At 61.0% G+C, this 12637-nt stretch carries 7 protein-coding genes; 3 read left to right on the top strand and 4 right to left on the bottom strand.

Annotated features, from left to right (window positions below; all coding sequences use genetic code 11):
• Positions 1–211: 211 nt before the first annotated feature.
• A complete protein-coding gene (locus MSKU9_RS12425) occupies positions 212–2428 on the top strand; it encodes an EAL domain-containing protein (protein WP_141261728.1) in 2217 nt (738 codons plus the stop codon).
• A 56-nt stretch (positions 2429–2484) separates the two neighbouring features.
• Positions 2485–4218: a putative bifunctional diguanylate cyclase/phosphodiesterase gene (locus MSKU9_RS12420; RefSeq protein WP_141261727.1), complete on the top strand. Its 1734-nt coding sequence runs from the start codon at positions 2485–2487 to the stop codon at positions 4216–4218.
• A gap of 331 nt (positions 4219–4549) precedes the next feature.
• Here the strand turns inward: MSKU9_RS12420 and lpdA are convergent, their stop codons facing one another.
• The 4 genes from lpdA to zapE all read right to left on the bottom strand — a co-directional run bounded on the left by lpdA (position 4550) and on the right by zapE (position 12154).
• Complete coding sequence (gene lpdA / locus MSKU9_RS12415; protein WP_141261726.1) at positions 4550–6280, bottom strand: dihydrolipoyl dehydrogenase; 1731 nt, start codon at positions 6278–6280, stop codon at positions 4550–4552.
• 67 nt (positions 6281–6347) lie between these two features.
• Complete coding sequence (gene odhB / locus MSKU9_RS12410) at positions 6348–7607, bottom strand: 2-oxoglutarate dehydrogenase complex dihydrolipoyllysine-residue succinyltransferase (protein WP_141261725.1); 1260 nt, start codon at positions 7605–7607, stop codon at positions 6348–6350.
• 124 nt (positions 7608–7731) lie between these two features.
• Positions 7732–10605, bottom strand: coding sequence for a 2-oxoglutarate dehydrogenase E1 component (locus MSKU9_RS12405; protein ID WP_141261724.1), 2874 nt, complete (start codon positions 10603–10605; stop codon positions 7732–7734).
• A gap of 346 nt (positions 10606–10951) precedes the next feature.
• Positions 10952–12154: a cell division protein ZapE gene (gene zapE / locus MSKU9_RS12400; RefSeq protein ID WP_141261723.1), complete on the bottom strand. Its 1203-nt coding sequence runs from the start codon at positions 12152–12154 to the stop codon at positions 10952–10954.
• A gap of 120 nt (positions 12155–12274) precedes the next feature.
• Between zapE and MSKU9_RS12395 the strand changes: the two genes are divergently transcribed.
• Positions 12275–12613 (top strand): carboxymuconolactone decarboxylase family protein, encoded by a 339-nt coding sequence (locus tag MSKU9_RS12395; RefSeq protein ID WP_141261722.1) that lies wholly within the window; start codon positions 12275–12277, stop codon positions 12611–12613.
• The last annotated feature ends 24 nt before the right edge of the window (positions 12614–12637 follow it).

Genomic DNA, 12637 nt, shown 5'->3' with positions numbered 1-12637 from the left:
TAAGAATAAATATTATTCCATATAATATGAAATATATGCTTTTCGGTCATAGGATATCCCGTTGACCGCTGCTACCACCGCCCTGCCTGCCTTGATATGTATGACGGCATGTACGGCAAGCAGCGTGATCAGACTGTTCCATATTGCATGACCCCCGGTCCGCACGGCTTGTAGCGGCGGGCCGTCCTTGTCCTTTTTGCGAGGTAATTCAATGTCCAAGCCCAACCTGAGCGCTGAAGTCCTGATTTCGGCACTGGAACAGGCCATAGACGCAACCGTTATTATTGATGACAAGAACCATGTCATCTTTTTCAATAGCGCTGCGGAAAACCTGTGGGGCCTGGACAAGAAGGACGTGCTTGGCCAGAACGTGAACGTGCTGGTGCCCCTGCTGCACCGCAGTGGTCATGACGCATTTGTGGACCGCAGCCGTACCAGCAGCCAGAACCGTATTGTCGGCACATCGCGTGAGGTGGAGTTCACCCGCAGCGATGGGGAATACATCTGCGGTGAACTGTCGCTGTCGAAGGTCGTGACTGATGACGGACGCGTCTTCTTCATGGGGGTGATGAAGAACGTCACCAATGAAAGCCAGCAGCGCAAGATCCTGATCCTGCAGAACGACGTGCTGCAGGCGCTGGCCAGCGACATGCTGATACAGGACGTGGCCGACCTGCTGTGCCGCCGGGTGGAAAGCTTCGTGCCCGGTACGGTTGCGGTGCTCATGCTCATCGCGCCTGACGGGCAGCTGCGCGTATTGTCCAGCCCCACCCTGCCGAAGCGGTACCGGGCGTCACTGGAAAGCCTGTACATTTCATCTTCCGAACTGGAAAAGCTGCGGCTGGATTCCAACTACGCCACGCGGCTGGTATGGGACAGCTACCGTTCGCTTGGTATCTCGCTGGGGCTGCAGCAGTGCTTCTGCACACCGGTCTGCACGCGTTCGGGTCAGGTAAAGGGCATCTTCGCCCTGTATGCGCGTGAGAACCAGGGCCGCAACACATGGCCGCAGCGCATTGTCGATTCCTGCATCCCCTTCTGCGCGCTGGCGTTCGAGCAGAATGCGACACAGGAACATATTTCCCACCTTGCCAATTTCGACAGCCTGACCGGGCTGCTCAACCGCTCCTCGGTCCACAAGGTGATCGAAGGCATGATCAACAAGCAGGATGGCAACCGCCAGTTCGCCATCTTCATGCTTGATATCGACCGTTTCCGCGATATCAACGACGCGCTGGGTCATGTCTATGCCGACCAGTTCCTGGTCGAGATCGCGGCCCGCATCCGCTCCATCGCGCTGGACGGGTATGTCGTCAGCCGCTCCGGCGGAGATGAATTCGTGGTGGTGGTACCCAACTGCCCCAGCAAGGACGCCACGGAGTTTGCCGAACGCCTGCTGGCCACCATCGCCAGGCCCATGCAGATCGGGCAGAACACGCTGACGATTTCCTGCTCGATCGGCATCAGTTCCTATCCCGATAACGGGCCGGATAGTGAATCGCTACTCAGCACGGCGGATGTAGCGCTGCGACAGGCCAAGGAAAACGGGCGAGGCACCTTCCGCTTCGCCAACCTGGAAAAGAACCAGGTGGCGCAGGACCGGCTGGTGCTGGGCTCCGCGCTGCGTGATTCGCTGGCCAAGGGCATGCTGAACCTGCACTACCAGCCGCAGGTGCGCACGCATACGCTGGAACTCAGCGGTGTGGAGGCCCTGTCGCGGTGGCACCATCCGACACTGGGCAACATCTATCCCTCCCGCTTCATTGCCGTGGCGGAAGAAACCGGACAGATCGAGGCCATTGGCCGGTGGTCACTGCTGGAAGCCTGCCGCCAGATCGTGAAATGGGACCGCGACGGCATCCATGTCCCCACCGTTGCGGTCAACCTGTCGGCGGTGCATTTCCGTAACCGCGCGCTGCCCGAACACATCGCAACCCTGCTGAAAAACCATGACCTGAAGCCTGCGCGCCTGACGGTGGAAATCACCGAAAGCGTGATGATGGACAACAGCCGCGATACCGAGGAAGTGCTGCAGTCCATCCGCAACCTTGGCTGTGGCCTGTCGATGGATGATTTCGGCACGGGGTATTCGTCCCTGTCGCGGCTGACGCGCCTGCCGCTGACGGAAATCAAGATCGACCGCAGCTTCATCAATGATTTCGAGCATGATACCAATGCCCAGGCCGTAACCATGGCCGTGATCGGCATCGGTTCGCGCCTGGGCATGACCGTGGTGACCGAAGGGGTCGAGACCGAACAGCAGTGGCGCCTGCTGGAAGAACTGAACTGTGACGTGATGCAGGGTTACCTGTTCGCCAAGCCGCTGGCCCCCGATGACCTGGAAAAATGGGTCAGGCAGCACAAGACGATCCGTGAGATCATGCCGGCCACGCCTGCCGCCAAAAATGTTTCCGACAAAAAGAAATAACCCTAGACTGCTTACAGGTAATTCCCCGTTTCCTGCTCCGTATCCGAGGTACCAGAATGTCCGCACCCCATGATAACAGGCTTCGTGCCCTAACACATGAAGATGCCGACTTCTGGGCAGACGTGGTTGATAATGTCCTTATTGTCGCCGTGACCGACCGCAAGGGGATCATTACCTACGTCAACGACAAATTCTGCCAGATCAGCCAGTACTCCCGCGAAGAGCTGCTGGGCCATACCCATCGCATCCTGAACTCGGGGGAACATAACAAGGCGTTTTTCCGGGACATGTACCGGACCCTGTATTCGGGACAGACATGGTATGGTAACCTGTGCAACCGTGCCAAGGATGGCAGCCATTACTGGGTGGCGACCACCATCATTCCCCACAAGAACGCAAACGGGGAAATAAGCGGGTTTGTCGCGACCCGTTTCGAAATTACCGAGCTTATGAACACCAAGGTGCGGCTGAAAAAGCAGGCCGCGACCGACATGATGACCGGGCTGCTGAACCGTGGGGGGTTCAACGCCAGCCTTGTCACCGCCGTGGAAGCGAGCAGACGCCGCAACGCCGACCCGCAGGTGCTGGTGATGTTCGACCTTGACGGGTTCAAGCCCGTCAATGACATCCACGGCCACCATGCGGGTGATGAGGTACTCAAGACCATTGCGACGCGCCTGATCGAACTGATCGGGTCGCAGGATGCCATCAGCCGCCTGGGCGGAGACGAGTTCGCGGTGATCCTGCATCACAGCCTGAAAATCATGCCGCTGCAGACCATCCTGAACAAGATCCAGAACCTGCTGGAAGAACCGATCATGCTGGACAGCGCCACCGTGCGTATTTCCGGCAGCATCGGCGCAACCCCCATCACCGGCGAGGAATCGCTGGAAGCCCTGCAGAAGAACGCCGATGTCGCGGTCTATGCCGCCAAGCAGGCGGGCGGCAAGCAGGCGCGCATGTTCACGCCCAGCCTGCACAAGACCACGATGGAACGTGCCAAGATCCTGTCCGAAGCCAGGCAGGGTGTCGCGGAAAGACAGTTCGAGGTTTACTACCAGCCCATCCTGAACGCCCGTACCGGCCGGATCGAACAGGCGGAAGCCCTGATGCGCTGGCACCATCCCGAACGCGGGCTGCTTTCCGCCGGTGCATTCACCGATGTGTTCGCGGATTCGGCGCTGGCCCAGATCATGGAAACGCATCTGGTGCAGTCCTTCCATGACGACATCCAGAAGTGGAAGGAAGCGGGCCTGCCCAGCCTGCGTCTGGCGGTCAACCTGTCACATCTGGACCTGCTGAACCTTGAACAGCAGATTGACCTGTTCAGTGAAATCCGGCAGCTCAACCTCGACCCCAGCACCTTCATGCTGGAAGTTACCGAACAGATGCTGCAGGGACGGCGCGCGGAAAAAAGCCGCCTGCGCCTGCGTGGACTGGCGGAAGACGGGTTCGGGCTGGCCATGGACAATTTCGGGTATGGCACGGTGCGCCTGTCCACGCTGCGGGAACTGCCGCTGCAGTCGCTGAAGCTGGACCGCTGCCTTGTGCGTGACATTGCAACCGATACCAAGGCCCGCAGCCTGCTGGCCTCCCTCATCAAGCTTGGGCATGGCTACAATCTGGCCGTAACGGTAGAAGGCGTGGAAACGCAGGAAGAATTCGACACCGTGCGCACGCTGGGCGTGGACTATGTGCAGGGCTTCTTCATCTCGCGCGCGGTTTCCGCCACGGAACTGATCCGCATCACGCGTGAGGATGCGTGGAACCCCGCTTCCACGACAGCCTGAGTCCACATTATACCAGACCGTTCAGGTTATGGCGCATAACGGACCAGTATTCAGACCATTAAACCGTTTTTTGTGAAGATTTTTTCAAAAATATTCAGGAAACTCTGCCCTTTAAAAAAGGAATAGATCAGAAACTTTATTACTTATTCCACATAGATCGACATATCACACCTGAATATACCAATATAAATCAGTTAATTATATTGACATTGCGCTTATCAAAATCAATATAAGCATCATATATTAATTTTCATATGATTATTTTACTTTAAATAAAAAACCCCGCCCGACAGAAAACCTGTCGGGCGGGGTTTATATCTAGTACGCTGGTTCAGATATGAATGGCGCGCTTGTCCACATCCAGCGCCGCTTCCTTTACCGCCTCGCTCAGCGTGGGGTGGGCGTGGCAGGTGCGTGCAATGTCTTCCGACGATGCGCCGAATTCGATCGCCATGGTGCATTCGGCAATCAGTTCGCCCGCCATCGGGCCGATGATATGCACACCCAGCACCTGATCGGTGGTGGAATCCGCCAGCACCTTCACAAATCCGTCCGTCATGCCGATGGCGCGTGCGCGGCCATTGGCAGTGAAGGGGAATTTGCCAACCTTGTAGGAAACCCCTTCTTCTTTCAGGTTTTCTTCGGTCTTGCCAACGGTCGCGACCTCCGGCCACGTGTACACTACGGCGGGGATGGCGCCGTAATTGACATGGCCAGCCTGACCGGCCAGCAGTTCAGCCACGGCCACGCCTTCTTCCTCGGCCTTGTGCGCCAGCATCGGGCCTGCAATCACGTCGCCAATGGCATAGATACCCGGCACGCTGGTGGCGTAATGCGCGTCGGTCACGATCCGGCCACGCCTGTCCAGTTCAATGCCGGCTTCCTCCAGCCCGAAGCCCTTGCTGGCCGCCGTGCGGCCAATGGCCAGCAGCACCACGTCGGCTTCCAGCGTTTCCGCCGCTCCGCCCTGCGCGGGTTCCACGGTCAGGGTCACGCCCTTGGCAGATTTTTCCGCCCTGGTCACCTTGTGGCCCAGCTTCATCTTCAGGCCCTGTTTGGTCAGGATGCGCTGGAATGTCTTGGCCACTTCGTTATCGGTGCCAGGAACCAGGCGGTCGAGGTATTCGATCACCGTCACATCCGCGCCAAGACGATGCCAGACGCTGCCCAGCTCAAGCCCGATCACGCCGCCACCGATCACCACCATCTTCTTGGGAACAGCGGAAAGTTCGAGCGCGCCGGTGGAGGTGACGATCTGCTTTTCATCAACATCCACACCCGGCAGGCCGGCGCTGTCGCTGCCGCTGGCAATCACGATGTGCCTGGCCGTAACCGGCTTGCCATCAACCGTGATGCGGCCCGTACCCTCAACCTTGCCGGTGCCCTTGAGCCAGGTGATCCTGTTCTTCTTGAACAGGAACTCCACGCCCTTCACGTTGGCTTCGACCACGGACTGCTTGCGCGCCATCATCTTCGCCAGATCCAGCTTTACGCTGTCGATGATAATGCCCATATCGGCATATTCATCCTTGGCGGCATGGAAGTTCTCGGACTGCTGCAGCAGCGCCTTGGACGGGATACAGCCAACATTGAGGCAGGTGCCCCCCAGCGTCGCGCGCTTTTCCACACACGCCACCTTGAAACCAAGCTGGGCCGCGCGGATGGCGCACACGTAACCACCGGGGCCGGCACCGATCACGATCACGTCGTAATCCGTCTCGGCCGGGGCTTCGGCGGCAGGCGCGGGGGCGGCGGCAGGTGCTGCGGCGGCCGGGGCGGACTGGGCCGGTTTGGCAGCTGCCGGGGCCGCCTTCTGGCCACCGGCGCCGGGGGCCAGGGTGGTCAGTACGGTCCCGACCTCAACCTCGTCACCTTCCTTCACCGCATGCGCGCCAAGCACACCTGCCTGCGGGGCGGGGACTTCCACGCTGACCTTGTCGGTTTCCAGTTCAGCGATCGGTTCATCCGCGTTCACGGCGTCACCGGGCTGCTTCAGCCATTTGCTGACCGTAGCCGTGGTCACACTTTCGCCCAGCGTGGGCACCTTGATGTCGATTGTCATGTCTATTCAGTCCTGCTTGCTATGCGGTTGCGCGTAGGGGCCGCGCATGGCACGGCCCCGGCAGGCATCAGACCTGCAGCAGCAGACGGCGCGGGTCTTCCACGTTCTGCTTGACCCGCACAAGGAAGCTGACCGCTTCCTTGCCATCCACGATCCGGTGATCGTAGGTCAGGGCGATATACATCATCGGGCGGATCACCACCTGCCCGTCCACGGCAACCGGGCGATCCTGAATGGCATGCATGCCAAGGATGGCCGACTGCGGCGCGTTGATGATGGGCGTGGACATGAGCGAACCATAGATGCCGCCATTGGTGATCGAGAACGTGCCACCCGACAGTTCATCGATCTTCAGCGTGCCTTCGCGTGCCTTCTTGCCAAAGCCTGCGATTGTCCCTTCGATCTGGGCAAAGCTCATCTTGTCCGCATCACGGATCACCGGCACAACCAGCCCGTTGGGGCCACCCACGGCAATGCCGAGGTTCACGAATTCCCGGTAGATCACGTCATCGCCGTCGATTTCGGCGTTGATGGCCGGGAATTCCTGCAGGGCCGCGATCACCGCACGGCTGAAGATGGACATGAAGCCCAGCTTCACGCCGTTATGCTTCTTGATGAACAGGTCCTTGTATTCGGCACGCATCTGCATCACCGCCGACATGTCCACCTCATTGAAGGTGGTCAGCAGGGCGGCAGTGTTCTGCGCGTCCTTCAGACGACGGGCGATGGTGCGGCGCAGACGCGTCATCTTCACGCGTTCCTCACGCGGGTCGTCCTGACGCGGCGGGCGGGCGGCAGCCGCAGGCTGGGCTGCCCGCGGCTGCGACAGGAACGACTGCACGTCACCCTTTGTTATACGGCCATCCTTGCCGGTACCCGTGCCGACCTGGGCTGCGGACACGCCCTGTTCGGTCATCATCTTGCGCGCGCTCGGGAAAGCCACGGCAGCCGCCCCCTGTGCAGCAACATCAGACGGCGGCGTTGCCGGACGGGCGACGGGGCCCGGGGTCGCAGGCTGGGCCTGCACGCCTGCGGGGGCTGCTTCCTTCTTGGGGGCGGGAGCGGCCGCAGCCTTGGGGGCTGCACCTTTTCCGGCCTCGATGGTGGACAGCACGGTGCCGACCTCGACTTCCTCGCCCTCGGGAACCAGCAGCGGGCCAAGCACGCCAGCCTGCGGAGCGGGAACTTCCACACTGACCTTGTCGGTTTCCAGTTCCACCAACGGATCATCTTCGTTCACGGCATCGCCCGGATGCTTCAGCCATTTTGCAACGGTTGCAGTGGTAACACTTTCGCCCAGTGTCGGTACCTTGATATCGGCAGACATCTTTTGATTCCCAATCCCTTGGCCACCCTGGCACCCCAATCGCGCGCCCGGGCGGCCTTATCGTTATTCAGGGGAACGGCCGGAACGCCGTTCCCGTATCCTTTATGTGTAAAGCCCGTGGCCCTCAGGCGCTGACACCCAGCGCCCTGTTCACCAGCGCCGTCTGCTCGGCGACATGAACCTTCGCAAGACCCGTGGCGGGGCTGGCCGCTGCCACGCGCCCGACATAGGTCGGCCGTGTGCTCTTGTGGTTCACGGAAGTCAGCACGCCTTCGATCAGACGATCGACAAAGTTCCACCCACCCATGTTTTCCGGCTCTTCCTGACACCAGATCACCTTGGCCTGCGCGTAGCGGGCCAGTTCTTCCGCCAGCATCTTTTCGGGGAAGGGATAGAACTGTTCCAGCCGGATGATGGCGACGTTATCCAGTTTGCGTTCACGGCGTTCAGCCAGCAGGTCGTAATAGACCTTGCCCGAACAGATCACCACGCGGTCTACCTTGGCGGGGGCCGCGATCTGGTCGATTTCACCAATCACTGGCAGGAAGCGCGTGCCCGGACCGAAATCCTTCAGTTCAGAGACCGCCAGCTTGTGACGCAGCAGGGATTTCGGCGTCATGATGATCAGCGGCTTACGGTAATCAAGGAACAGCTGGCGACGCAGGGCGTGGAAGTAGTTGGCCGGCGTAGTCAGGTTGCAAACGCGCATGTTGTTTTCGGCGCAGAGCTGGAGATAACGCTCCAGACGGGCGGAGGAATGTTCCGGCCCCTGCCCTTCGTACCCATGTGGCAGCAGCATGACCAGACCAGACATGCGCAGCCACTTGGTCTCACCTGATGCGATGAACTGGTCTATGATGACCTGTGCGCCGTTGGCGAAGTCACCGAACTGCGCTTCCCACAGCACCAGCGCGTTCGGATCGGCCAGCGAGTAGCCGTATTCGAACCCGAGCACACCGAATTCGGACAGCAGCGAGTTGTAGATCTCGATCGCGGCCTGATCCTTGGCGATGTTGTTCAGCGGCACATAGGTATTCTGGTTGATCTGGTCGATCAGCACCGCATGACGCTGGCTGAAGGTGCCGCGCTGGCAGTCCTCACCCGACAGGCGGACATGGTGCTTGTCCAGCAGCAGCGTGCCGAAGCCAAGCGCCTCACCCGTAGCCCAGTCGATGCCCCCGCCCGTCTCGAACATCTTCGCCTTGGCCTTGAGCTGGCGGACGATCTTGGAATTGGCGTTGAAGTCATCGGGCACATGCGCCAGCGCCGCACCCACTTCCTTCAGCCGGTCAATGGCGACACCTGTTTCCGGTGCGGGACGGGTGGCGTCCACCGGCGGCGGCTTCAGCCCCTGCCATGCGCCTTCCAGCCAGTCCGCCTTGTTGGGCTTGTAACCCTGTGCCGCCTGATAGGCTTCTTCCAGCCTGTTGTGGAAACCATCCCATTCGGCCGTGACCTCCGCCTCGGTCACGACACCCTCGCGCACAAGGCGGTCGGAATACAGCGTGCGAATGGTCGGGCGCGCGGCAATGGCCTTGTACATGGTGGGCTGGGTGAATGACGGCTCATCGGACTCGTTATGGCCGTGACGGCGGTAGCCCACGATATCCAGCACTACATCGGATGCGAACTTCTGGCGGAACTCGGCCGCAAGACGCGAACAGTAGATCACCGCTTCCGGCTCGTCGCCGTTTACATGCAGGATCGGGGCCTGCACCGCCTTGGCCACATCCGTGCAGTACAGACCAGAAAAGGAATGAACCGATACGGTGGTGAAGCCGATCTGGTTGTTGACCACGACGTGGATCGTGCCGCCGGTGCGGTAGCCAATCAGCTGCGACATGGCCAGCGTTTCATACACGATGCCCTGACCGGCAAACGCCGCGTCGCCATGCAGCAGCAGGCCCATGTGGCGGCCACGCTGCTGGGGGTCGTCATCATCCTGCGTCGCGCGGACCTTGCCGATCACGACCGGGTCCACCGCCTCAAGGTGCGAGGGGTTGGGCTGAAGCGAGATATGGACCGGGGTCCCGCCAATCTCGACATCGGTGGAGGTGCCGAGATGGTATTTCACATCGCCCGACCCCTGCACGTCATCAGGCTTGAAGGACGCACCGGCGAATTCGCTGAAAATGGCGGTGTAGGGCTTGCGCACGATGTTGACCAGCGTGTTCAGGCGCCCACGATGCGGCATGCCGATGGCGACCGAACGCACGCCGCCAGCCGCCGCCTGATCGATGATCGCATGCAGCGCGGGGATGGTCACGTCCTCGCCCTCAAGGCCGAAGCGCTTGGTGCCGACGTAACGCTTCTGGCAGAAGGACTCGAAACCTTCCGCTTCGGTCAGCTGCTGCAGGATGACCTTTTTCTGCTCGGGGCTTGCGCCCTTACGCCAGTTGTCACCTTCCAGCCGCGCCTGCACCCACATGCGCTGCTCGGGGTCCTGGATGTGCATGAATTCCGCGCCGATCGGCCCGCAATAGACAGCACGCAGGGCGTCAAGCACCTGGTTGATGGTCGCGGTATCGGTCCCGACCAGGCTGGCGACGATGTGACCAAGGTAGATCGGACGATCAAGATCCCTGGGGCCAAAGCCATAGGTGGCCGGGTCAAGGTCGGCATGGGGCTGGGGCACCTGCAGGCCCAGCGGGTCCAGACGGGCCTCAAGGTGGCCACGCACGCGGAACGCACGGATCAGCTGGGTTGCGCGCAGGCTGTCATCAGCCGCGGCCCGCAGCCCTTCGGCCGTAACACCCGCCGCCTTGCCATTCGGCAGGGGTGCGGGTTCGTCACCGGTGATGATATGCGGCCGTGGCGCCCACGACGCCCCTTCCGCATCATGAACGATTTCCGGGCCATCCTCATGCAGTTCCTGGAACAGGGAGGCAAAGGAAGGATCGACGCTGTTGGGATCGGCCACCCAGCGCGCATACAATTCAGCCAGATAGGCTGTATTGGCGCCACTGAATGCGGTCGAAAGAATATCTACGCCCGCCATATTGAAGACATCTCCTCGCTGGCGGCCTTTTTTGGCCGCGCTATTGTCGGGTCCGGCCTGTAACTTTCACCGGCCCGATTTGTATCGCTACCCTAGCCGCACCCATGCCGGGATGCCGCCATCATTCATCAGGATCAGGTCTGCTTGCCGCGCATACTGACATTTTCGTGCCTGTCCCCGGTCGGGGGAAACCTGCATGCAAAACATCCCTATCCGTGGCGTTCGTCCCGGCTGATGCGAACTTGCCCATACCCAAGCAAAGACAGTCCGGCTTGCCTACCGCCTGACCAGTCACACCACCGCCATAACCGTCACGATGGCGTGACCCCGTCACCCATTTCCCCCTTTATGCGTTCAGGTGCGGCAGCTGCATGTAGGCGGCACTCTGCATCTCCTCCAGACGGGACGCCGTGCGCTCGAACGCGGTCGCGCCCTGCCCCTTGGCGTAAATGGCGTCGGGCCTGTCCTCGGCGGAGGCGAACAGCTTGACGTTCTGTTCGTACAGCGTGTCGATCAGGACGATGAAGCGTCGGGCCTCGTCAAAATTGTCTGGCCCCATGCGCGGCACCCCATCAAGGACAAGGTTGGGAAACCGCGTGGCCAGCGCCAGGTAGTCACCCGCGCCAAGCGGCCTGCCGCACAGATCGGCAAAGCTGAAGCGCGCGACGGGGCCTGCCGCCTGTTTCACCTTCAGGCTGCGGCCCATGATGTCCAGCGTGACCGGCACGACCGCCGCGCCGTCGGCCAGCCGGGTAAAGATCGAGTCGAGTTCGCGGCGCGCCGCATCATCAACGGGGATGATCCATGTCTGCATGCCGCGCGCGTTGCCCCGGCGGTAATCGCGCGGGGAATCGAGGATGACGGTATCCACTTCCTTGAGCATCGTGGCGATGAACGGCTTGAAGGCATCAGCGCCGGGGCGGTCCTGGAACAGGTCCTCGGGCTTTGTATTGGATGTCGCCACCACCACCACGCCATCGGCGAACAGGTAGTCGAACAGACGGCCAAGGATCATGGCGTCTGCAATGTCATTGACCTGGAATTCGTCAAAGCACAGCAGCCACGCTTCCTGCGCGATCTGGCGTGCCAGCGGGGGGATGGGATCGGTCAGGCCGGGATTCGCCACCTTCATGTCATGCAGGCGCTGGTGCACGTCCTGCATGAAGCGGTGGAAATGGACCCGGCGCTTGTGCTCCACGGGTGCGAGACTGAAGAACAGGTCCATGAGCATGGTCTTGCCACGTCCCACCTGCCCCACCATGTAAACGCCGCGCGGACGCGGGGTTTCAGCCGGGGCATGTCCCGACAGACCCAGCCGCGCCTTCAGCCCGCCCAGCCAGCCCGAGACCGGTGGCGCGTGCTGCTGGACCACCGGATGGTAGTCACGCAGTTCCCGCCACAGGCGGTCGAGCCTGCGGGCGGCCTTTTCCTGTTCCGGGTCACGATCAAGACGGCCCGAGGCCACACGGGCCTCATAGGCGGCGAGGGGGCCGGTACCTGCGGGCAGCGCCGCAGCGGACGGGCGGGCGGGGGCGATATCTGTATCCATGATATTTCGGCGATAGTCCGTAACAAACCCCCCATCAAGGCCGTAAACTCTCCAAACTGTGTCATGACAGGGGTTCTCTCCATCTGGTGAACTGAAACCATCCAAAATGGAGAGTTTGTGATGACTGACTGGAACGCTTACCGCGCCCATCTGGGCGACTCTATCAAAGCCTTTGCCGCGCTGTCGCCCGACACGATCAAGGGACTCCAGACGCTGGACGGGGCCGCCGCGCGCACCGGCCATCTGGACGCCAAGACACGCGAACTGATCGCGCTGGCCGTGGCTGTGACCACGCGGTGCGACGGCTGCATATCCGTCCATTCCACAGCGGCGGTAAAGGCGGGTGCGACAAAAGCGGAAATTGCCGAGGCGCTGGGCGTGGCCGTCGCCCTGAACGCGGGCGCCGCCACGGTCTATTCCAGCCGGGTGCTGGACGCGGTGGACACGGTCAGCGGCTGACCCCCGTACACATGTCTTGCGGGG

This window comes from Komagataeibacter diospyri, assembly GCF_006538165.1.
In the GTDB taxonomy this organism is placed as follows: Bacteria; Pseudomonadota; Alphaproteobacteria; order Acetobacterales; family Acetobacteraceae; genus Komagataeibacter; species Komagataeibacter diospyri.
The sequence above is the reverse complement of the archived record's forward strand: the minus strand, read 5'-3'. Positions and strand labels throughout refer to the sequence as shown.

Bases quoted from the DNA above. Each gene is read 5' to 3' on its own strand.
- MSKU9_RS12425 (WP_141261728.1), top strand. From the start codon at position 212: ATGTCCAAGCCCAACCTGAGCGCTGAAGTCCTGATTTCGGCACTGGAA.
- MSKU9_RS12420 (WP_141261727.1), top strand. From the start codon at position 2,485: ATGTCCGCACCCCATGATAACAGGCTTCGTGCCCTAACACATGAAGAT.
- lpdA (WP_141261726.1), bottom strand. From the start codon at position 6,280: ATGACAATCGACATCAAGGTGCCCACGCTGGGCGAAAGTGTGACCACG.
- odhB (WP_141261725.1), bottom strand. From the start codon at position 7,607: ATGTCTGCCGATATCAAGGTACCGACACTGGGCGAAAGTGTTACCACT.
- MSKU9_RS12405 (WP_141261724.1), bottom strand. From the start codon at position 10,605: ATGGCGGGCGTAGATATTCTTTCGACCGCATTCAGTGGCGCCAATACA.
- zapE (WP_141261723.1), bottom strand. From the start codon at position 12,154: ATGGATACAGATATCGCCCCCGCCCGCCCGTCCGCTGCGGCGCTGCCC.
- MSKU9_RS12395 (WP_141261722.1), top strand. From the start codon at position 12,275: ATGACTGACTGGAACGCTTACCGCGCCCATCTGGGCGACTCTATCAAA.